Origin of the sequence: Faecalicatena contorta, assembly GCF_001404335.1 — a bacterium.
In the GTDB taxonomy this organism is placed as follows: Bacteria; Bacillota; Clostridia; order Lachnospirales; family Lachnospiraceae; genus Faecalicatena; species Faecalicatena contortus_B.
The window spans coordinates 103,637-123,516 of sequence record NZ_CYZU01000008.1 but is presented as its reverse complement, the minus strand read 5'-3'; the positions used below and the strand labels follow the sequence as shown (position 1 = coordinate 123,516).

The 19,880-nt window shown below is 51.8% G+C and carries 24 protein-coding genes and 2 pseudogenes; 24 read left to right on the top strand and 2 right to left on the bottom strand.

Annotated features, from left to right (window positions below; translation table 11 throughout):
• Nucleotides 1-4 precede the first annotated feature (4 nt).
• From ARB69_RS06140 to ARB69_RS25855, 16 genes and pseudogenes are all read left to right on the top strand, one after another.
• Nucleotides 5-358, top strand: coding sequence for a TnpV protein (locus ARB69_RS06140; protein ID WP_002596393.1), 354 nt, complete (start codon nucleotides 5-7; stop codon nucleotides 356-358).
• Nucleotides 359-799: 441 nt separating this feature from the next.
• The gene (locus tag ARB69_RS06135; protein ID WP_038259816.1) at nucleotides 800-2,332 is read left to right on the top strand and encodes an ABC-F family ATP-binding cassette domain-containing protein; all 1,533 of its coding nucleotides are present in this window, start codon (nucleotides 800-802) and stop codon (nucleotides 2,330-2,332) included.
• Nucleotides 2,333-2,821: 489 nt separating this feature from the next.
• Nucleotides 2,822-3,235, top strand: coding sequence for an RNA polymerase sigma factor (locus ARB69_RS06130; RefSeq protein WP_002596395.1), 414 nt, complete (start codon nucleotides 2,822-2,824; stop codon nucleotides 3,233-3,235).
• A gap of 103 nt (nucleotides 3,236-3,338) precedes the next feature.
• Nucleotides 3,339-3,791 carry a hypothetical protein gene (locus ARB69_RS06125; RefSeq protein ID WP_002596396.1) on the top strand — a complete coding sequence of 151 codons (453 nt, stop codon included), beginning with the start codon at nucleotides 3,339-3,341 and terminating at the stop codon, nucleotides 3,789-3,791.
• Between the two features lie 10 nt (nucleotides 3,792-3,801).
• The gene (locus tag ARB69_RS06120) at nucleotides 3,802-4,263 is read left to right on the top strand and encodes an RNA polymerase sigma factor (RefSeq protein ID WP_002596397.1); all 462 of its coding nucleotides are present in this window, start codon (nucleotides 3,802-3,804) and stop codon (nucleotides 4,261-4,263) included.
• Complete coding sequence (locus ARB69_RS06115) at nucleotides 4,260-4,799, top strand: RNA polymerase sigma factor (protein WP_002596398.1); 540 nt, start codon at nucleotides 4,260-4,262, stop codon at nucleotides 4,797-4,799. Before ARB69_RS06120 ends, ARB69_RS06115 begins: the two co-directional genes overlap by 4 nt.
• Entirely contained in the window at nucleotides 4,739-5,035 is a 297-nt protein-coding gene (locus ARB69_RS06110) for a DUF3847 domain-containing protein (protein ID WP_002596399.1), read from the top strand. Before ARB69_RS06115 ends, ARB69_RS06110 begins: the two co-directional genes overlap by 61 nt.
• A 187-nt stretch (nucleotides 5,036-5,222) precedes the next feature.
• On the top strand, nucleotides 5,223-6,668 hold the full coding sequence (mobQ, locus tag ARB69_RS06105; RefSeq protein WP_080633474.1) for a MobQ family relaxase: 1,446 nt from the start codon (nucleotides 5,223-5,225) through the stop codon (nucleotides 6,666-6,668).
• Between the two features lie 99 nt (nucleotides 6,669-6,767).
• A complete protein-coding gene (locus ARB69_RS27120; RefSeq protein ID WP_002596503.1) occupies nucleotides 6,768-6,944 on the top strand; it encodes a hypothetical protein in 177 nt (58 codons plus the stop codon).
• On the top strand, nucleotides 6,925-7,323 hold the full coding sequence (locus ARB69_RS06100) for a cysteine-rich VLP domain-containing protein (protein WP_002596502.1): 399 nt from the start codon (nucleotides 6,925-6,927) through the stop codon (nucleotides 7,321-7,323). Before ARB69_RS27120 ends, ARB69_RS06100 begins: the two co-directional genes overlap by 20 nt.
• 113 nt (nucleotides 7,324-7,436) lie before the next feature.
• Nucleotides 7,437-8,189: a phage replisome organizer N-terminal domain-containing protein gene (locus ARB69_RS06095; RefSeq protein WP_002596501.1), complete on the top strand. Its 753-nt coding sequence runs from the start codon at nucleotides 7,437-7,439 to the stop codon at nucleotides 8,187-8,189.
• Nucleotides 8,186-9,049, top strand: a complete 864-nt coding sequence (locus tag ARB69_RS06090) for an ATP-binding protein (protein ID WP_002596500.1) — start codon at nucleotides 8,186-8,188, stop codon at nucleotides 9,047-9,049. Before ARB69_RS06095 ends, ARB69_RS06090 begins: the two co-directional genes overlap by 4 nt.
• A 43-nt stretch (nucleotides 9,050-9,092) precedes the next feature.
• Nucleotides 9,093-9,284, top strand: a complete 192-nt coding sequence (locus ARB69_RS06085; RefSeq protein ID WP_038260309.1) for a transposon-encoded TnpW family protein — start codon at nucleotides 9,093-9,095, stop codon at nucleotides 9,282-9,284.
• 78 nt (nucleotides 9,285-9,362) lie between these two features.
• Nucleotides 9,363-9,728: a hypothetical protein gene (locus tag ARB69_RS06080; protein ID WP_002596498.1), complete on the top strand. Its 366-nt coding sequence runs from the start codon at nucleotides 9,363-9,365 to the stop codon at nucleotides 9,726-9,728.
• A gap of 89 nt (nucleotides 9,729-9,817) precedes the next feature.
• Nucleotides 9,818-10,654 (top strand): annotated as a pseudogene (locus ARB69_RS06075) (VirD4-like conjugal transfer protein, CD1115 family); the annotation flags it as partial.
• A gap of 67 nt (nucleotides 10,655-10,721) precedes the next feature.
• Nucleotides 10,722-10,850: pseudogene (locus ARB69_RS25855) on the top strand (Maff2 family mobile element protein); the annotation flags it as partial.
• A gap of 154 nt (nucleotides 10,851-11,004) precedes the next feature.
• On the opposite strand, the gene tet(40) reads toward ARB69_RS25855, so the two are convergent.
• Nucleotides 11,005-12,225, bottom strand: a complete 1,221-nt coding sequence (tet(40), locus tag ARB69_RS06070; protein ID WP_055151979.1) for a tetracycline efflux MFS transporter Tet(40) — start codon at nucleotides 12,223-12,225, stop codon at nucleotides 11,005-11,007.
• Nucleotides 12,226-12,294: 69 nt separating this feature from the next.
• Nucleotides 12,295-14,214 (bottom strand): tetracycline resistance ribosomal protection protein Tet(O), encoded by a 1,920-nt coding sequence (tet(O), locus tag ARB69_RS06065; RefSeq protein WP_000691758.1) that lies wholly within the window; start codon nucleotides 14,212-14,214, stop codon nucleotides 12,295-12,297.
• Nucleotides 14,215-14,514: 300 nt separating this feature from the next.
• Here tet(O) and ARB69_RS06060 point away from each other — a divergent pair, with 300 nt between their 5' ends.
• The 8 genes from ARB69_RS06060 to ARB69_RS06030 all read left to right on the top strand — a co-directional run bounded on the left by ARB69_RS06060 (nucleotide 14,515) and on the right by ARB69_RS06030 (nucleotide 19,797).
• Complete coding sequence (locus tag ARB69_RS06060) at nucleotides 14,515-14,919, top strand: RNA polymerase sigma factor (protein WP_055151961.1); 405 nt, start codon at nucleotides 14,515-14,517, stop codon at nucleotides 14,917-14,919.
• Complete coding sequence (locus ARB69_RS06055; protein WP_002602095.1) at nucleotides 14,909-15,112, top strand: helix-turn-helix domain-containing protein; 204 nt, start codon at nucleotides 14,909-14,911, stop codon at nucleotides 15,110-15,112. Before ARB69_RS06060 ends, ARB69_RS06055 begins: the two co-directional genes overlap by 11 nt.
• Before the next feature lie 533 nt (nucleotides 15,113-15,645).
• On the top strand, nucleotides 15,646-16,044 hold the full coding sequence (locus ARB69_RS06050) for a plasmid mobilization protein (protein WP_002602094.1): 399 nt from the start codon (nucleotides 15,646-15,648) through the stop codon (nucleotides 16,042-16,044).
• Nucleotides 16,016-17,638, top strand: coding sequence for a relaxase/mobilization nuclease domain-containing protein (locus ARB69_RS06045; RefSeq protein ID WP_002602093.1), 1,623 nt, complete (start codon nucleotides 16,016-16,018; stop codon nucleotides 17,636-17,638). Before ARB69_RS06050 ends, ARB69_RS06045 begins: the two co-directional genes overlap by 29 nt.
• Before the next feature lie 186 nt (nucleotides 17,639-17,824).
• Entirely contained in the window at nucleotides 17,825-18,016 is a 192-nt protein-coding gene (locus ARB69_RS27350) for a hypothetical protein (RefSeq protein WP_006058351.1), read from the top strand.
• Nucleotides 18,006-18,764 carry a phage replisome organizer N-terminal domain-containing protein gene (locus ARB69_RS06040; RefSeq protein WP_002605636.1) on the top strand — a complete coding sequence of 253 codons (759 nt, stop codon included), beginning with the start codon at nucleotides 18,006-18,008 and terminating at the stop codon, nucleotides 18,762-18,764. The genes ARB69_RS27350 and ARB69_RS06040 overlap by 11 nt, the downstream gene beginning before the upstream one ends.
• Complete coding sequence (locus ARB69_RS06035) at nucleotides 18,761-19,618, top strand: ATP-binding protein (protein ID WP_002605635.1); 858 nt, start codon at nucleotides 18,761-18,763, stop codon at nucleotides 19,616-19,618. The genes ARB69_RS06040 and ARB69_RS06035 overlap by 4 nt, the downstream gene beginning before the upstream one ends.
• Complete coding sequence (locus ARB69_RS06030) at nucleotides 19,615-19,797, top strand: transposon-encoded TnpW family protein (RefSeq protein WP_002605634.1); 183 nt, start codon at nucleotides 19,615-19,617, stop codon at nucleotides 19,795-19,797. Before ARB69_RS06035 ends, ARB69_RS06030 begins: the two co-directional genes overlap by 4 nt.
• The last annotated feature ends 83 nt before the right edge of the window (nucleotides 19,798-19,880 follow it).

The following is a 19,880-nucleotide window of genomic DNA, read 5'->3' as shown; positions in this document are numbered from 1 at the left end:
GAACATGAGCAAATTGACTTACACCCGCTGCGGAGATTACTACATCCCCGACCTGAAACTTTCCGAGCAGCCGGAGGCCCCCATCGGCAAGTATGGCCGTATGCGGCAACGCTACCTGAAGGAACACCGGCCCGGCCTTTACAGCAGCTTGATTTTGAGCGAAAAGCTGTACCCGCACCTGTTGGAGATTGACTGGGCGGCGCATGAACGGATGGACGCCATGCTGCCCCGCATGATGGAGGCGGCGGGCGTCACCGAGGAACTGAAATCCCGTGACCCCATGCGCTGGGTGGGGCTGATGAACACGCTGAAAGCGCAGGCGGAGGAAGTTATTTTTAGCGAACTAATTTGGACATAGATGAAACAGCAGAAGTTTTTTACTTATTATCTGTACTTCTTGAGGCAACGATTGACAAATTGAACCCCTCATAGTATTATTAGAATCGAGAGTTGTACCTCTCAAAAGGAGATAAAGGCATGACTATGAATTTTCATTTGACCGATCAGCGTAAAAAGAAAATCAACTCTGTACAATCCATACCGATGAAACATTGTGCAGAGTATAGCGTATAAACGACGCATTTAGATTTCATCGGGAAGCCATCAAAGGGGATTTTATACCCATTTTTAGAAAGCGGCTTCCCATGCAGTTATAATGTGTATGAGGCTATGGACAATGTTTTGTCCATGGCCTTTTGTTTTTGAGCTACTATGCCAGAGGCAGAAGGCAGATACACTTATGTATCTTTGCTTTCTGCCTTTTTCTTTTGCCCAGAATATACAGGAAAGGTTGATAAACATGAGCTTATTAGAAATTGACGGACTGACACACTCTTTTGGAGAGAATGTGCTATACAAAAATGCAGGCTTTACACTCAACAAGGGGGAACATATTGGTATTGTCGGACAGAACGGAACCGGCAAAAGCACTTTAATCAAAATCTGTACGGAGCAGATCATTCCAGACAGCGGGCGTATCGTCTGGCAACCAAATACTACGGTTGGTTATTTAGACCAATATGCGGAAATTGACCATTCCCTAACGATGAAGGAATTTCTTAAATCTGCTTTCTCAAAGCTATTTGATATGGAAACACAGGCAATGGAGCTCTATGAAAAAGCTGCTGACGGCGATATGAAAAGCCTTGAACTGGCCGCCTATTATCAGGAGCAGCTTGAAGCCCACGATTTTTACTCGATAGATACAGCCATTGAGCGTGTCGCCAATGGGTTAGGACTTCTGGCTATTGGCCTTGACCGTTCGATTGCAGAAATGAGTGGCGGACAACGAGCCAAAGTAATTTTAGCGAAGTTGCTGCTGGAAAAACCGGATGTTTTGTTGCTGGACGAGCCGACCAATTTCCTTGATAAAGACCATGTGACATGGCTGGCAGAATATTTATCTGCTTTGGAAAATGCTTTTTTAGTAGTTTCTCATGATTATGGCTTTCTGGATAAGATAGCGAACCGCATTTGTGATATTGATAACGATACTATCACAAAATACTATGGCACATATTCCGAATTTTTGCGAAAGAAAACTTTGCTGCGGGAAGATTATGTAAGACAATATGCGGCCCAGCAAAAGGAAATTAAAAAGACGGAGGAATTTATACGGAAGAACATAGCGGGAAGAAAAGCAAAAATGGCGAGGGGACGACAAAAGCAGCTTGACCGGATGGAAAAGATGGAAGCCTTAGACCAAAAGGAAATTATTCCATACTTCCATTTTCCCGTACTTCCATTAACCAATACAGAACACTTGTTGGTGAAACATCTGGCAGTTGGCTACCATTACCCCGTTTTATCAAACATTGAATTTAGCATTAAGGGAGGACAAAAAGTTGTTATTACTGGATTTAATGGGATTGGAAAATCGACACTGTTAAAAACCCTGATTGGGGAAATTCCATCTATGCAGGGCCATTTCAAATTTTCCGATCAGGTTACTATCGGATATTTTGAACAGGATTTAGAGTGGCAAGAACCTGAATTGACGCCCATTCAAATTGTTGCCAATGCTTATCCCAATATGGTGACAAAAGATGTCCGCAAACATTTAGCACGATGTGGGATTTCCAGTAAACACGCTATGCAGGCCATAGGAACATTAAGCGGTGGAGAGCAGGCAAAGGTAAAAATGTGTCTGCTTACTCTGACTCCCTGCAATTTCTTAATTATGGATGAACCTACAAACCATTTAGATGTACAGGCAAAAGAGGCTTTGAAAACAGCCCTTTCAACTTTTGCGGGAACGGTATTGCTCGTATCGCACGAGGAGGCCTTTTACCGGGATTGGACTCAGCGGATTATCAATATCGAGAAAAAATAAACAATAGAATAAATATAACTTACAAACGCTCCTGCCCCGTAAACGGGGAAAGAAAAAAACCGTAACCGGGCAGGCTGCTTTTGTGCGCTCAATTTACATTTTTATCCGGCGGCGGTTTTAAAAGACATTCAAGGCCGCCGGTTTCTATTCTCTCATAGGAATGACGTTCTAATACTAACAAGAACGGCGGCTTTAGGAGGGAGCCGCCATGAAGCACACTGACCGCCAACAAATTCAGACGATATTTGCACTATCGTCAAAAAAATCCCGGCCACCGAACAGGCCCCGTCTGGCAGCCAGTGCGAAAATTGTCACAATGTAACTGAATACCGTATTTTTTGCGCTCGAATAGCTTTCTGCTGTCCGGGCGCTTTTTCATACCTGTGGGGCCGGAACATCGGGCCAACATGGCCCGAACCCTGTCCCCGGTGTCGTTCCCCGCCGCCCCGTTCAGATTTTCCCGCAAAAATCTGAACGGAGGAAAGGCCGATGGAAGTCACCATCAATTATAACGGACAAGCTGTGGCCGTGGAGGTCACGCTGGAAGTCTATGAATTTCTTGACCGGGCCGACCACAAAGCCGAGAACCTGTCCCATGAGCAGCGGCGACATTGGGATGGCCGGGAGTTTGACGAATACATAGTTGCCACCGAGGGCGTGGGTATCTACGGCGAAACGCCGGAGGAATACCTTTGCCGCATGGAAACACTGGACGAGCTGATGGCCGTCCTGGACACCTGCACCGAGGCCCAGCGCCGCCGGTTCCTGCTCTATGCCCTGGACGGGCTGACCCTTGCGGAGATCGGGACGGTGTGCGGCTGCTCCAAAGTGGCCGTGTATCAGAGTGTGGAGGCAGTCAGAAAAAAATTTATAAATTTCTTTGAAAACAGGCTTAACGAATGACCCCTTTTCGGGCTACCAAGTGAAAGGGATTGTTTCCCTTATCCCAGCGGGAGGCGGACAGCGGACAAGCTGCCCGCCTCTCCCATTTTCAGGAGGTAAGCCTATGAAAACAATCAATCTGCGGTGGATTTATCCTCACTACCGGCACGATGAATTTGTGGAGGTCAGCGATGAGGTTTGGGAGGTCATGCGGCAGGCCCAGCGCGAGATGAACAACTATGAGCGCCGGAAGGTCTACCACCGCGCCTACTACTCTCTGGACGCATATAGCTGGACGGAGAACTATGCGCTGGAACACGGCAGATCGCCGGAGGAAATCCTTTTGGAGCGCGAGGAACGGGCCGCCCATCTGCGGCTGCTGGCTGCCTTGCCGGAGGCCCTGGCCCATGCCACCCCCACACAGGCCCGCCGCGTCAGGGCCTACTACATCGCCGGTATCAGCCAGCCGGAAATCTCCCGGAGGGAGGGCGTAGACAGCAGCAAGGTCAGCGTTGCCATCCGGCGGGGCTTGCGGAATATGCGCCGCTGCTATGACGGCCTTTTTCCGGCAGAGTGAGGGCGGGCCTATGCAGACCATCAACCTCAAACAGTATTATCCGTTCTGCACCGAGGACACCTTTGTGGAGGTGTCGGATGAAATTGTCGAGGCGTTCCTGCTGGACAAGCGGGCCGAGGCCGCCAGGGAGCGCAAGATGTACCGCTACAAGGCGTTTTACTCCCTTGACTGCAATGATGGGATTGAGAACGCCGCCATCGGCTGGGCGCAGCCTTCGCCGGAGGATTGCCTGATGGAAAAGGAGGCGCAGGCCGAATATGCCGAACTGCTCCGGCGGCTCTATGAGGCCATTTCCTCTCTGACCCCAACGCAGGCCCGCCGCGTTCATGCCCGGTATATGCTGGGGATGAAAGTGAAGGACATTGCCGCGATGGAGGGTATCACCCCATCCCAGGCTGGAAAGTCCATCCATGCGGCGCTCCGGCGGCTGCGCCGGTACTTCATACGCCGGAAATGGACAAGCGGCCTATGAAAACCATCAACCTGAAAAAATACTACTATCCGATTTGCAAGAAAGACACTTTTGTGGAAGTGCCGGACGAGGTTGCAGACGCCATTGTGGAGGAAAGCCGCGCAGAGAACGCCAATGACGCCAAGCAGCACTACCATTGTTATTCTCTGGACGCATCCCCCGGCATAGAACACCATTTTCCGGAACAGGTCATCTCCCCGGAAGATATTCTGATGGAGAAGGAAACGGAACGGGAACAGGAGGCCGCCTATGCCCTGATGATGGAACGGCTCCGGGAGGCCCTTGCCACCCTGACGCCACGGCAGGCAAGCTGCCTGCACGCCCGGTTTTGGGAGGGCAAGCAGTTTAAGGAGATTGCCGAGGCCGAAGGCTTCACGACATCAGCAGCCATTGTCACGGTTCGCAACGCTATTATCAAGTTACAGAAATATTATATCAAGCGCGGCTGGATGAAGCCGCCAAAGGAGAAAGCGATATGCACAAAGACAGCACCACCCAAGCGAAACAGAAAAAAGACGAGCGCGAAGAAGTCCTGAAGGAAATCCGGCAGCTTGAGAACCGCCAGAAGATTTTGGAGAACAAGCAGCGCAATGAGGAACGCAAGGCCCGCACCCGCCGCCTGATTGAGCGCGGGGCCATTTTGGAGGGCATTTTCCCTCTGGCCCCCGCCCTTCCCGGCGTAGAGGTCAAGGCGTTCCTGATTGCCCTGTCCCATCTTCCAGGGGCGGCGGAACTGGCCGCGAAACTGCCGAAATCCGGGGACAAGCCATAAGTCCCTTGTTTACAAGGGCGCACTTATACACCGTTGCCGGTGTCGTGCGCCCTGCCGGGGGCTGTTGCGTACTTCGTCCGCGATGGGGAGCTACACTCCCCAAACCCCTTGTGCGCCCCGCGCAGCCAAACACCCGCTTCGCGTCTGTTCGGCTCCACGGAGCCTGAAATATCCCCGCCGAAAGGAGGTGCCACCCATAGATTTTTGTCATATTCCCGTCAGTATCATCAAGCGCAGCGAGGGCCGTTCCGCTGTTGCCGCAGCCGCCTACCGCAGCGGAACCAAACTGACGAATGAATGGGACGGCCTGACCCATGATTACACCCGGAAGGGCGGTGTTGTCCATGCGGAAATCATGCTGCCCGCCCACGCCCCGCCAGAGTTTGCAGACCGCTCCACCCTCTGGAACAGTGTCGAGCAGATCGAGAAAGCCAGGGACAGCCAGCTTGCCCGTGAGATTGAGGCGGCTTTGCCCCGCGAACTGTCCAGGGAACAGCAGCTTGCCCTTGTCCGGGCTTATGTGAAGGACAACTTTGTGGACAAGGGGATGTGCGCCGATTTTGCCATCCATGACAAGGGAACCGGCAACCCCCATGTTCATATCATGCTGACCGTCCGGCCCCTGAAAGAAAATGGCGCATGGGGCGCGAAGTGCCGCAAGGCATACGACCTGGACGAGAACGGCCAGCGTATCCCGGATGGGAAAGGCGGCTGGAAGAACCACCGGGAGGACACCACCGACTGGAACGACAAAGGGAATGTGGAGATTTGGCGGGCGGCATGGGCGGCTTATACCAACCGGGCATTGGAGGCCGCCGGTCAGCCCGCCCTGGTAGACCACCGCAGCTACAAGCGCCGGGGCATTGATAAAATCCCCTCTGTCCACCTGGGGCCAGCGGCCAGCCAGATGGAGAAGCGCGGCATCCGCACCGACAAGGGAGAAGTCAACCGGCAGATCGCCGCCGACAACAAGCTGCTCAAGGAAATCAAGGCCCGCATTACCCGCCTCTACAACTGGTCTAAGGCCGAGGCGGAGAAGCCGGAGGGCCAGCAGCCCAGCATGATTGACTTGTGGGAGGCCCAGCAGCAGCTCAAGCGGCCCGACACCCGCACCGGCAAAATCCGGGCTTTGCAGGAGAGCGCCGCCCTGTTCAGCTTTTTGCAGGCAAACGGAATCAAGACCATGCAGCAGCTCCATAAAAAAATTACCAATATGAACACCCGCTACTATGACCTGCGGGGAGAGATCGTCAAAGCCGAGCGCCGGATTGCCACACTCACCGAGCGCGGAGAGATGTGGGCGCAGTACAACAAGTACAAGCCCATCCGCAAGCAGTTTGCCAAGGTCAAGCCGGAGAAACGGGAACTGTTCGAGCAGCGCCACAGCCGGGAACTGATCCTCTATGACGCGGCTGCCCGGTATCTGAAGGAACTGAAAGACAGCGGCGAGGAAATCACCCCCAAGGCATGGCAGCGCGAGATTGACCTGCTGACTGCCCAGAAGCAGGTGGACACCATCGACATGAAGGCCATGCGGGAGGAACTGAAAGCCGTTGAACGGCTCCGCAAGGCCGCCGACCAACTGGCCCGCCAGGAACAGGACAAGTCCCATGACCGGGGGCCGGAACGGTAAAGGGTACGGCGTTTTGGCGACCCCTTTCGAGGGCGTCGCGTTTCACGACACCCCTTTGCACAGAACTGTCAACATTCACTCATGGAAGGAGATTGCCCTATGAAGCAGATTATTTTACCCGTCACTGTCCACCTGAATATCCGCCTGCCCCTTGCCCTCTTGCAGCCGGAACCGGCAGACGCGCCCACCGGCCCGGAACCGGAGGCCCATGCCTGCCAGGGCTGCGGCAACTGCGGCGGGTGTGGGAAGTGCCAGCATGAAGAAAAGCAAGCCTGAACCCGTCCCCGTCATGGACTACCGCCAATACCGCAGAGCGCGGCGGCTGGTACATGAGTGCTGCAACTATGACGGCGGCAACTGTATCGCGCTGGATGATGGGGAGGAATGTGTCTGCGTCCAGTCCATTTCCTACTCCCTGTTGTGCCGGTGGTTCCGGGCGGCGGTGCTGCCGCTGGACAAGGAACTGGAAACGGCCCTGTTCCACCGCCTGGACGCCAAACGGTGCGCCGTCTGCGGGGCGCTGTTCACCCCCGGCTCCAACCGGGCCAAATACTGCCCGGAATGTGCCGGACGCATGAAGCGTATCAAGGCCGCCCAGCGCAAGCGGAAACAGAGGGCTAAATGTCACGCTTTAGGGGCCGAAAACCCCTTGTAAATCAAGGACTTTTTCGAGGGTGTCGCTGGGGGCCTGATAGATTTATCCTCTGACACCCAAAACGGCCCTCTAAATGCGTACAGAAGCCCAAAACGAACCCCAAGGAGGAACCCATGTCAGACAATCGAAAATATTACTATCTCAAGCTGAAAGAAAACTTTTACAACAGCGAAACGATGGTTATATTGGAGAGTATGCAGGATGGCCTGCTGTACTCCAATCTGCTGCTGAAAATGTACCTCATGTCGCTCAAAAGCGGCGGTATCCTCATGCTCAATGACCATTTGCCCCACACGCCCCAGACCATTGCCACCTTTACCCGCCATCAGGTGGGGACGGTGGAGAGGGCCTTGAAGGTGTTCCTTGAATTTGGCCTTGTGGAAATTTTGACCGATGGGGCCTACTACATGGCCGACATCCAACTGCTGATCGGCCAGTCTTCTACCGAGGGGGAACGGAAAAAGAAAGAGCGTATGCGATTGAAGCGTCAAAAACTGCTCCCATCCGGCGGGGCGGACATTTGTCCACCATATAGCCGGGGGGACATTTGTCCACCAGAGATTAGAGATAAGAGATTAGATATTAGAGATAAGAGTATAGAGAATAGAGAGAGTGAGAGCGCCCGCGCTTATGGCCGTTACCAGAATGTTTTTCTGACGGACGAGGAACTGGCAGACTTGCAGGCCAGCTTTCCCACGGTATGGGGCCAGTACATCGAAAAGCTGTCCGAGTACATGGCTTCTACCGGCAAGCGGTATCAGAGCCATGCCGCCACCATCCGGCGCTGGGCCAGCGAGGACGCCAGGAAAGCGGCCCCGCCCTCTCGCAACCGGGATTACAGCGTAAAGGAGGATGAAACCGTATGATTGAGATTACCGCAGAAATCCGGGCGCTGATCGACAAGGCAGCCGCCGGTGTGGAACTGGCCGGGGACGAGTACATAGACCCGGCAGACGGCCTCATTCACTGTAAGAAGTGCGGCGGCCAGAGACAGACCGTTGTGCCATGCTTTGGGAAACCCGGCTATTTCATGCCCCGCTGTATCTGCCAGTGCCAGCGGGAGGCCGAGGAACAGCGCAAGGCCGCCGAGGAACGGCAGCGCCGCATGGAGCGTATCAAACGCCGGAAGGCCCAGGGCTTGCAAGACCGCTATCTGTACGACTACACCTTTGCCAACGACAACGGCCAAAATCCCCTGATGGACAAGGCCCGCGCCTATGTGGAGAACTGGAAGGAGGCTTATAAGAACAACACCGGCCTGCTGCTGTTTGGGGATGTGGGAACCGGCAAGTCCTTTTTCGCCGGTTGTATCGCTAACGCCCTGCTTGACCGGGATGTGCCGGTGCTGATGACGAACTTTCCCACCATTCTGAACCGCCTGACAGGGATGTTCTCCGAGGACAGGGCCGACTTTATCGCCAGCTTTGACGAGTACGACCTGCTCATCATTGACGATTTGGGTGTGGAGCGCAGTACCGAGTATGCGATGGAGCAGATGTTTTTCGTCATTGACAGCCGCTACCGCAGCCGCAGGCCCATGATAATCACCACCAACCTGAAGCTGGCTGAACTCAAGAACCCGCCCGACCTGGCCCACGCCCGCATCTATGACCGTATCCTGGAACGGTGCGCCCCGATCCTCTTTGCCGGGAAGAACTTCCGGGAGGAAAACGCCGGAGCTACCAAGCAGGCGGCGAAAGACATTGTAAACCGTAAGCATGAGTAATTTTTTGCCGGACGGCGCAGCCCCGCCCGGAGAAAGGAGCGCCATGAGTGAAGAAACCCGTACCATGCAGACCGCAGACACCACTCCGGCCAGAGCGCCGGAGGACGCCCCCGCGCTGGTAAAGAAAATCGGCAAGACCACCTACAAGGTGCGCGTCCATTTCAGCGATACCAGCACCGAAACCATGAGCGACAAAATCAAGCGTATGCTCAAAAACGAGATACAGCAGATGTGACCGGCTGATAAAGCCAGCCGCCTTGTGTTAAACTGATGATGGTACACACCAAAACTTTTAGCCAAGGAGGACATGAAAATGCTGTACACAGAAAAAGAGAAAACTGAGATTGAACGGGTACGAAAGGTGTTTGCCGAGCATCTTCAACAAAGCACTAATTTTGAACTGCTATGGTCTGATAAAGTGGGCTTTGTCTGGCTGGCGATTGGCCTAAACCCGCTTTATGTTGATACCGGAAGGAGGATAGAGTCTGCCGCCGATCTCTGTCACGAGTGCCTGGATGATGTTGCGATGGATGTTCTGTATATGACAGGCAACGACCACGCGATAGAAGAAGCCGACCCGCTGGAATTGGCCGAAATCAAACGGCGTTGGAAACCCTATATCGACCAGTTGCCAGAATATGCGTATCTTTGCGATGAACTGTTAAGCAGACGCAAGTAACCTCACCCACCTGAGTGTCAGGAGCATGAAAGTGCTTCTGGCACTTTTTTGTGGCTTTTTTGTGAATTTGATTAAAAAGTCCTTGACAACTTGTTTCGGGCAAAACCGCAAAATCAATCCTCATTTCTTGCGGTGCGAGGCTCGCTCCTTTTGATATAAAGGAATTGCGCGATCTTATGTCCTACGACGAATTAGAACTTGACACGTTAGGCGACAGAAAAACAGCTTTGTTTTTGATTATGAGCGATACGGACAGCACGTTTAATTTTGTTATCGCTATGCTGCAATCGCAGTTATTTAATCTCTTGTGCGACAAGGCCGACGACGAATACGGCGGCAAGCTGCCGGTTCATGTTCGCTGCCTGTTAGACGAGTTTGCAAACATTGGACAAATCCCGCAGTTTGAAAAATTGATTGCCACAATCCGCAGCCGGGAAATCTCGGCTTCTATCATTCTGCAATCGCAGAGCCAGCTAAAAGCCATTTACAAGGACGCGGCAGAAATCATACTTGACAATGCCGACAGCACCTTGTTTTTGGGAGGGCGCGGGAAAAATGCAAAGGATATTTCGGAGAACTTGGGACGTGAAACAATCGACAGTTTCAACACTTCCGAAAATCGCGGCACGCAGGTTTCTCATGGCCTCAATTATCAGAAATTGGGAAAGGAGTTGATGACACAGGACGAAATCGCAGTTATGGACGGAGGAAAATGTATTTTGCAGTTGCGCGGCGTGCGCCCCTTTTTCAGCGATAAGTACGATATAACGCAGCACCCGAACTACAAATACCTTTCCGACTTCGACAAGAAAAACGCTTTTGACGTTGAACGGTATATGTCCACCCGTCCGGCAATCGTAAAGCCCGACGAACCCTTTGACATATACGAAATAGATTTGTCCGACGAGGACGCAGCCGCCGAATAAAAACGGCGGCATTTTTATTTCCAACAACATTTTTTGAGCCGTTTTAGCGGCAGAAAGCGAGGTTTATATGGATTTTTTCAACAGCGCAGTTGACGTATTGCAGACTTTGGTAATCGCGCTTGGCGCAGGACTTGGCATTTGGGGCGGCATTAACCTCATGGAGGGGTACGGCAACGATAACCCCGGCGCGAATGCTCATGTACGGTAAAGTATCACAAGAAAATTATGTCGAATTGACAGCCGCCTCCGCTATACCGAATAAGGAAATAAAGAGTCCTCAAATTTTGCGCTACTAAATGAAGACGAGCGGAAGTAATCTCCCGCTCGTCAGTAAACTTAACTATGCCATATCAATCCCGCTTCTTTCCCGCCACCGGCACTAAGAACAGCGCGGGCAACAGCAGGAAAGCGGTACAGACCAGCCCCCAGGGTATGGACACCTGCTGGGCTACCAGCCCCACAATAGGCCCGCCGATGATCTGCCCGAAAGAGTCCAGCTGTCCGCTGGTGGAAAAGACTGTGGCGCGCATTTTCTCATCCACATGGTCGTTCATCCAGGCGGCCAGCACAGGCTCCTTGATGGTGCGCATAAGCCCCGCCAGCAGGAACACCAACAACATGAACCAAAAGCTCCGCCCCACCGCGAAGAGAACCAGGCACAGGATATACCCGGCGCTGGTGGACATGACCACACTGGTTCGGCTGACAGTCCCTTTTTTCTCCATGCGGGCGATGAGCAACTGAGAAGCCAGAATACCTAAGCCGCTGCCGATAAGACTGATAACACCGAACCAAGTGACGCTGTTCAGCGGCCCGATAACGGGTATTACCGTGTCATCCAGAAAATGAGCGGTGGAGAGCCGGTCAAAGCCTTCACTGGCAAGTCCCCCGCATAGTGTGATTGCTAAGAGCGCCAGCAACACAGGTGCGCCTTTCACAAAGCCCAGGTTGAGCTTGAACAGGCAGACAAAGTCTTTAAGCAAGCCCTGCCGTTCCTCAATAGCAGGGGAGAAGTTGGTTTCTGGCATGATGCGACCCAACACCAGCCCCAACAACAAGCACAAACTGCCCCCCAAGATGAGAGGCATTTGCAGGTTTATGTTTCCCAGCAGTGTGCCCAGCACCACGCCCAGAACGCCGCCGATTTGCCCCATTTGACTGCCCCGCAGGAACACCTTGTCTATGGGTTTGTCCTCTTCCTCCGAGGCAATCCACGCCTCCAGAGCGCCGGTGATGAAGGTATCACCGCAACCCCAGACAACCTGGGCCAGCAGAACCGGCGCGAACCACGGTAGCGCACCCTCCATCAGAAAGCCCAGGCCGTAGAGGAACATTCCAATCAGCACCGAGCGCCGACGGCTATACAAATCCGCCACCACACCGGTGGGTATCTCGAACAGAAAGCAGGAGGTCTCCTGAACCGTCCCTACCAGGACAAGCTGGAAAACATCCAGCTGCACCACCTCCAGGTGGTACACGATGGAAAGCACTGTGGACATAGAAACCGCCAGGGAACAGACAAATCGGAACAGCAGGTAGACAGAATATGCCTTTGAATTTTTAGCAAACATGAAGTTACATTTCATCATAATTAGTCTCTAATCCTTTCAAATCTCATTTTATATGACTTTTGCAAGCTGTTAAGCTAACTTGTGGAACATATGCCGAACCTTATCTATACGGCTATTCGGGCGGCGGGGTTGGCAAATAAATTTACCAATAGCTGGCTGGTATCCTTTTAACTCTGTCAAGCAGACTCCCTGCCCATTTGTGAAATAAGTTAAATCGTTCCTGTATTCTTGAATACATCTAGCAGGGATTTCTCCTTTCAGAATGACCTCGTCATTCTTTATCTGAGTACTTACAATATCTGCACAATACCTTGGAGCATCATGATACGCCCGTGAGAGATATTCCTGCGGTGCATAAATTTCAAAGTGGAGATATGGCTCTAATAGTTCTGTCCCTGCTTTTTTTAAAGCCTGCTCCAATACGATAGGGGAAAGCAGCCGAAAGTCTGCGGGGGTACTTACAGGACTATAATACAATCCATATTCAAAACAGATTTTACAGTCTGTCACTTTCCATCCATACAGCCCCTGCTCGCAGCCATAAAGAACCCCCTCCATAACCGCATTTTGGAACGATTGATTTAAATATCCAAGTGAAACTCTGCTTTCATACTGCACTCCGCTTCCAATAGGGAGCGGCTCTATGGACAACCCGACAGAAGCCCAGAAAGGATTTGGCGGGACTTCTATGTGGATGGTATATTCTGCTTTTCTAAGCGGTCTTTCCATATATATAACAGTAGGCTCTTTTATTTCTGCCTCCACATGATATTTTTCCTCAAGGATGGCACAAATGACTTCCATCTGCACATTCCCCAAAAAAGAAAGTATAATCTCATGCGTTGTAGTATCCACATAATATTTTAAAAGAGGGTCGCCATCTGAAATTTCTGTAAGTGCCCCAAGCAATATTTCCCGCTGTTCAGATTTCTTTACTGCAATCGTTGTTTGGAGCATAGGGAGAGGATTTTCAATAAATTTTCTCTGCGGCAACAGTATTTCGTTCCCCAAAATACTGTTTAGCTGCAAAACATCATTTGGTAAAATTACAATATCACCAGAGCAGGCTGTATCGGATGAATATAATTCACCGTTTGTCGGAACACACATCTCTGTGATTTTTATTTTCTCTTTTTCAGATATTCTAATAACATCCCTCAAATGCAATGTTCCGCTATATATACGCACATAAACAAAACGCCGCCTTTTCTCTGAATATTCAATCTTAAAAACCTGCCCGCATAGTTCAGATTGACCTTCAGGCGTTGATGAATAAAATTTACTGGCAATTACTTCTATAAGCTGCCGAATCCCCAGATTGTTTTTAGCGCTTCCGTGATAAACGGGAAATAACGTTCCGTTTTGGAATCTCCTGTTTTCTTCCTGTTCCAGTTCTGACATTTTAAACGGTTTCCCTGACATATATTTCTCTAATAGTTCATCGTTTCCCATAATTACCGCATCCCACTGTTCCATATCGTCATTGTCCGTTACATTTATATGGGGATGCTGCCCAACCTTTTGCTTCACTATAATTTCCGAAGAAAGCTTTGCTTTCATTTCCCGATATACCATTGGCAAATCAATCCCCTCTTGGTCAATTTTATTGATGAAAAAAATTGTCGGAATCTTCATTATCTGTAGTGCATGAAACAGTATACGGGTCTGTGCCTGTATGCCATCCTTTGCAGAAACTAATAATACTGCTCCGTCTAATACGGATAAAGAACGGTATACTTCCGCCAAAAAATCCATATGGCCTGGCGTATCTATAATGTTGACTTTTACATCCTCCCACTGAAAAGATGTCACTGCTGTCTGGATAGTGATTCCCCTTTGACGCTCCAAATTCATTGTATCTGTCCTTGTTGTGCCTTCATCTACGCTCCCTAGTTCTGCAATTGCACCACTGGTATACAATAAACTTTCCGTTAATGTTGTCTTTCCTGCGTCAACGTGAGCCAGAATGCCTAAGTTAATTATTTTCATGTGATTTTCCTCCTATCAACACCCAAAAAAGGGCATAAAAATACCCAGTGATAAATACTCCTATCACTGGGTAAATAACTCCAATAGCCCCAAAACACTTATATGTTTTCGGGCATATAAAATTACATGATAAAAGTATTCTTAAACTGGGTACAAAAAACTAAGCCCCATATTAAAAGTGAAACGGGACTGCTACTTTTTGTTCCCACTATCAAATTGACAGTTTATTTAAGAATACCTTGCCGCATATTTATTAACTCCTTGTATAATACTGAATCTAATTATATTCCTTAACCCTTTATTTGTCAAGCTGACAAACTAAATATCCGAAATGCAACGATCAACGCAGCGAGGACACGGAGCAGGAAGCACAAAAGAGAAATATCCCTTGAATACCTCACAGACGAAAAGCACTACCCTTTAGGCACGACAGATGAATATTTCCAAGCCCCGGAGCCGGACGAGGAATACATACTTACCCTTTGCGGCGATACGGTCATTTTCAGCAGCGGTTTACTTGCGGAAGCCCTGTCACGGCTGGACGAACGGGAGCGGGAAATGATTTACCTGTCCTTTTTCAAGCGTATTCCACAGCACGAAATTGGCAGACAGTACGGGCGCAGCCGCAGCACAGCGGGCTACCATATCCGAAAAGCCCTACGGCAGCTCCAAGCGGAAATGGAGGGAATGGCATATGAGAAATAATAGGCTTCTCCCCTATGAAACAATCGTCCAAGCCGCCAGCGGGGAGCCGGAAGCGGTGGGAACTGTATTGCAGTATTACCGCCGCCGCATACAATGTGCCGCCCGTGTGAATGGACGGGTAGACCAAGATACAGAGGACTACATCACCCAGACGCTTCTCACAGCTATTTTCAAGTTCCGCTTTGGGAGATAGCCCTACCGCCTACAACTGAATAACCGCCGCTTCGCCGGCAACCAGAAAGCAGTAAATCTATTCAACAGATTTGCTGCTTTTTTTCGTTCCTGTTTGGCATTTTTGAAAATCCCCAGTATGAAAAAACAAAAGGGAAAATAGCCGCCGCAGTTGGCAAAATCCCTTACTTATCCGTAGAGGGTATCAAAGAAAAAAATACTGCCATTGTCCGCCTATTCCGGCTTGCGTGGTGTTGTAGGGAATAGAGGGGAAATTCTAAAAATCTCCGTCCATTTTGCTTTGCGTGGTGTTGTAGGTAGTGAAAGGAAAATTTTCAAGATAAGCCGGAATAGCGGGTAGCAAAGCCCTTTTGAAACGTTTTGTTAGCGGAAAGGACGGGAGCCGGGGAACGCCGGAGTTTTTCAGAGCAAGATTCTACCGAGGTGCCAAAATTCGCTCTCCGCTTATTTTTGCCCCTGCGGGAATCTTGTTGGGGAGTGCCTTCCCCAAACCCTGCTATGCGCCCTGTCGGGCGAGAAAGGAGGTCACAGACCATGCGAAAGAAATACAATACGCCCCACCGCCGTCATGTGGTAAAGACCCGCATGACCGATGAAGAATACGCCGACTTCACCGGGCGGCTGGCGGCTTATGAAATCAGCCAGTCCGAGTTTATCCGGCAAGCCATACGGAAAGCGACCATACGCCCCATTGTCACCGTTTCCCCGGTCAATGACGGGCTGCTTGCCGCCCTCTCCAAGCTCACGGCAGAGTACGGGAAAATCGGCGGCAACTTAAACCAGATTGCCCGGAGCCTGAACGAATACGGAAGCCCCTACCGGGGGCTGGAAAAGGAAGTGCGGGGAGCCGCCGCCGACCTTGCCGCCTTGAAGTTTGAAGTCTTGCAGAAAGTAGGTGAAGCCGTTGGCGATACTCAAACATATCAGCTCTAAAAATGCCAACTACGGGGACGCTGAAAAATACCTCACATTCGAGCATGACGAGTTTACCATGAAGCCCACCCTTGACGCAGACGGGCGGCTCATACCGAGGGTAGACTACCGCATATCCTCTCTGAATTGTGGCGGGGAGGATTTTGCCGTTGCCTGTATGCGCTCCAATCTCCGCTACGGCAAGAACCAGAAACGGGAGGACGTAAAGAGCCACCACTACATCATCAGCTTTGACCCACGGGACGGCCCGGACAACGGCTTGACCGTTGATCGGGCGCAGGAGCTGGGCGAGAAGTTCTGCGCCGAGCATTTCCCCGGACACCAGGCCCTTGTCTGCACCCACCCGGACGGACACAGCCACACCGAAAATATCCATGTGCATATCGTCATTAACAGTCTGCGGATTGCGGAGGTTCCCATGCTGCCCCACATGGACAGGCCAGCGGACAGGAAAGCAGGCTGCAAGCACCGCTGTACGGACGCAGCTATGAACTATCTGAAAGCCGAAGTCATGGAGATGTGCCACAGCGAGGGGCTTTACCAGATAGACCTTTTGAACGGCAGCAAAGAACGCATTACCGAGCGTGAGTATTGGGCGCAGAAGAAAGGACAGGCTGCCCTTGACAGAGCCAACGCCCCTATTGCTGCGGACGGTATCGCGCCCCGGCAGACCAAGTTTGAAACGGATAAGGCGAAGCTGCGCCGGACTATCCGGGAAGCCCTTGCCGCTGCTTCCGGCTTTGATGAGTTTGCCGCCCTGCTTCTCCGGCATGGTGTGACCGTCAAGGAGAGCCGGGGGCGGCTAAGTTACCTCACGCCGGACAGGACGAAGCCAATTACCGCCCGGAAGCTGGGGGACGATTTTGACCGGGCTGCTGTCCTCTCCGTTTTGGAGCAGAACGCCGCCAGAGCCGCCGAAAAACCCGCAGCCATAGCGGAATACCCCGGCAGTATCAAAGACCGCTTACGGACGAAAAAAGAAGCGAAAAACGCCCCGAACAATGACGCTGTACAGCGCATGGTAGACATAGCCGCCAAGCGAGCCGAGGGGAAAGGACGGGGCTATGAGAAGTGGGCGACCATGCACAACCTCAAACAGATGTCGGCTACCCTCATGCTCTACCAGCAGTATGGCTTTTCTTCCCCGGACGAGCTGGACGCTGCCATTTCCGCAGCCAACACCGCCACGCAGGAGAGCCTTGCCGGACTGAAAGGGCTGGAAGCCGCTATCCGGGAGAAAAAGGAATTGCAGCGCAACCTTTTGGGCTATATCGGCACGAAGCCCGCCCGTGACGGTCTGAAAGCGCAGAAATCGGAGAAAGCCCGGAGAGCCTACCGGGAACAGCACGAAAGCGATTTTATCATAGCGGACACAGCCGCCCGTTATTTCCGGGAGCATGGAATAACCAAGCTGCCAGCCAGCAAAGCCCTGCAAAGGGAGATTGAGCAGCTTACCGTCCAGAAGAACGCCGGATATAACGACTACCGGGAGAAACGCCAGCGGGCGCAGGAGCTTCAGACAGTCAGACGCAATATCGACCAGATTTTAAGGGGCGCACCGAGCCAGCAGAAAAAGCGTGAACAGGAGCGTTAAAGACCGCCCCGAAATGATACCGAAACCCTACAAAAATACAGGTATGATATGAACCCTTACCGCAATACTCCCCGACTTCCAAACGGGGCTTACAGGGCAGAAAAAGCCCGAAAATGATACCGAGAACATACAGAAAATGCCCCCTATCCCGCTACACCGATAGGAACGGCAGAAAGGAGCTTACCATTGCCGAGAATGAGCAAGAAGCGGCGGCTGGAATGGTCTTTCTTCCTCAACCACCGCAACCGTATCACTTACAACGACCTATGCCGGGGCTGCACCCGTGACTGCAAACAGAGCTTCCGGGCGGTTATCATACTATGCCCTCGCTATTATTCCAAACGCTGGAAAAAGGAGGACGCAGCCTATGGCAGATAACCGCAAATATTACTACCTCAAGCTGAAAGAGAGCTATTTTGACGATGATGCAATCGTTCTGCTGGAAAGTATGCAGGACGGCGTTATCTATTCCAACATTCTCTTGAAGCTGTACTTGAAATCGCTGAAAAACGGCGGGAAATTGCAGCTTGACGAGAATATCCCCTACACCGCCCAGATGATTGCGACCATTACCCGCCAGCAGGTAGGTACCGTAGAGAGAGCTTTGAAAATCTTTATGAAGCTGGGGCTTGTGGAGCCTTTGCCAAGCGGCGCACTCTACATGAGCAACATTGAGCTTTTAATCGGCCAGTCCTCTACCGAGGGGGAGCGCAAGCGCAGGGCGCGGCTGGCTTTGCAGGAACAAAAAGCCCTGCCGCAGACAGGGGCGGACAAATGTCCACCATATCGAGCGGACATTTGTCCACCAGAGATAGAGATAGAGAAAGAGATAGATATAGAAATAGAAAAAGAGAGAGAGTTAGAAACGGGACACCCCGCCCCCGCCGCCTATGGCAGATACCACAATGTCATTCTTTCCGATACGGAGCTTGACGGGCTGAAAACAGAGCTTCCCGGCAAGTGGGAGTATTACATTGACCGCCTATCCTGCCATATCGCTTCCAGCGGGAGGAAATACAAGAGCCATGCAGCCACGATTTTCAAGTGGGCGCAGGAGGACGCAGCCAAGAAAGCCCCGAAAAAGGGCATACCCGATTATACCTGTAAGGAGGGCGAGAGCTTATGACGAATGGATTTGATGAAATGATTTTGAATATGACCGACACCACGCCGGAGCCGGAGGACTACACCGGCGAGGACGGGCTTTTATACTGCGGGAAGTGCCACAAGCCCAAAGAGGGCTATTTCCCCAAAGAAACCGCCGCATGGCTGGGGCGTGACCGCCACCCGGCAGAATGTGACTGCCAGCGGGCAGAGCGTGAGGAACGGGAAGCCGCAGAGAAACAGCGCAGTCACCTTGAAACTGTCGAGCGGTTGAAGCGGCGGGGCTTTACAGACCCGGCTATGCAGGGCTGGACGTTTGAGAACGACAACGGCAAGTGCCCGCAAATGGAACACGCCCATTTCTATGTGGAGAACTGGGAAACCATGAAAGAGCGCAACATTGGCTATCTGCTATGGGGCGGCGTTGGCACAGGCAAGAGCTATTTTGCGGGCTGTATCGCAAATGCCCTTATGGAGCGTGAAATCCCCGTGTGCATGACAAACTTTGCATTGATATTGGGTGACCTTGCCGCCAGCTTTGAGGGCAGGAATGAATATATCTCCCGACTTTGCAGCTTCCCGCTGCTTATCCTTGACGATTTTGGAATGGAACGGGGAACGGAATACGGCTTAGAGCAGGTCTACAACGTGATTGACAGCCGTTACCGCAGCGGCAGGCCGCTGATCGTCACGACTAATCTCACGCTGGAGGACTTGCAGCACCCGGAGGACACCGCCCACGCCCGCATTTATGACCGTCTGATTGAAATGTGTTCTCCTGTCCGCTTTACCGGGAGCAACTTCCGAAAAGCCACGGCGCAGGAGAAAATGGGACAACTGAAAAAGCTGATGAACAGAAAGGAGAGCCGCCTATGACCAACACCCCAAAGAATGACCGCAGCACCCGCCGCCCGGATTGCGTGACGGAAATCCGCATAGGTAATTCTGTCCTTGTCGTTTCCGGCTATTTCAAGCAGGACACCACCGCCACCGCCGCCGATAAAATGCTGAAAGTGCTGGAAGCGGAAGCTGCTACACAAAAATCGGCAATTTGACGGGACGTAAAGAAGCAGAAAGGACTGTACAGCCAGCCCCGGCGTGTGGTATGATAGTCATACGGAATAGTGGGGCTGGCTGT

What these genes read in the sequence shown, in the direction of transcription:
- ARB69_RS06085 (WP_038260309.1), top strand. Translation starts at nt 9,093, where the DNA reads ATGAGTGAAGAAACCCGTACCATGCAGACCGCAGACACCACTCCGGCC.
- ARB69_RS06055 (WP_002602095.1), top strand. Translation starts at nt 14,909, where the DNA reads ATGAGAAATAATAGGCTTCTCCCCTATGAAACAATCGTCCAAGCCGCC.
- ARB69_RS06130 (WP_002596395.1), top strand. Translation starts at nt 2,822, where the DNA reads ATGGAAGTCACCATCAATTATAACGGACAAGCTGTGGCCGTGGAGGTC.
- ARB69_RS06050 (WP_002602094.1), top strand. Translation starts at nt 15,646, where the DNA reads ATGCGAAAGAAATACAATACGCCCCACCGCCGTCATGTGGTAAAGACC.
- ARB69_RS06115 (WP_002596398.1), top strand. Translation starts at nt 4,260, where the DNA reads ATGAAAACCATCAACCTGAAAAAATACTACTATCCGATTTGCAAGAAA.
- ARB69_RS06040 (WP_002605636.1), top strand. Translation starts at nt 18,006, where the DNA reads ATGGCAGATAACCGCAAATATTACTACCTCAAGCTGAAAGAGAGCTAT.
- ARB69_RS06080 (WP_002596498.1), top strand. Translation starts at nt 9,363, where the DNA reads ATGCTGTACACAGAAAAAGAGAAAACTGAGATTGAACGGGTACGAAAG.
- ARB69_RS06125 (WP_002596396.1), top strand. Translation starts at nt 3,339, where the DNA reads ATGAAAACAATCAATCTGCGGTGGATTTATCCTCACTACCGGCACGAT.
- ARB69_RS06110 (WP_002596399.1), top strand. Translation starts at nt 4,739, where the DNA reads ATGCACAAAGACAGCACCACCCAAGCGAAACAGAAAAAAGACGAGCGC.
- ARB69_RS06100 (WP_002596502.1), top strand. Translation starts at nt 6,925, where the DNA reads ATGAAGAAAAGCAAGCCTGAACCCGTCCCCGTCATGGACTACCGCCAA.
- ARB69_RS06095 (WP_002596501.1), top strand. Translation starts at nt 7,437, where the DNA reads ATGTCAGACAATCGAAAATATTACTATCTCAAGCTGAAAGAAAACTTT.
- ARB69_RS06090 (WP_002596500.1), top strand. Translation starts at nt 8,186, where the DNA reads ATGATTGAGATTACCGCAGAAATCCGGGCGCTGATCGACAAGGCAGCC.
- ARB69_RS06035 (WP_002605635.1), top strand. Translation starts at nt 18,761, where the DNA reads ATGACGAATGGATTTGATGAAATGATTTTGAATATGACCGACACCACG.
- ARB69_RS06135 (WP_038259816.1), top strand. Translation starts at nt 800, where the DNA reads ATGAGCTTATTAGAAATTGACGGACTGACACACTCTTTTGGAGAGAAT.
- ARB69_RS06030 (WP_002605634.1), top strand. Translation starts at nt 19,615, where the DNA reads ATGACCAACACCCCAAAGAATGACCGCAGCACCCGCCGCCCGGATTGC.
- ARB69_RS06120 (WP_002596397.1), top strand. Translation starts at nt 3,802, where the DNA reads ATGCAGACCATCAACCTCAAACAGTATTATCCGTTCTGCACCGAGGAC.
- ARB69_RS06140 (WP_002596393.1), top strand. Translation starts at nt 5, where the DNA reads ATGAGCAAATTGACTTACACCCGCTGCGGAGATTACTACATCCCCGAC.
- ARB69_RS27120 (WP_002596503.1), top strand. Translation starts at nt 6,768, where the DNA reads ATGAAGCAGATTATTTTACCCGTCACTGTCCACCTGAATATCCGCCTG.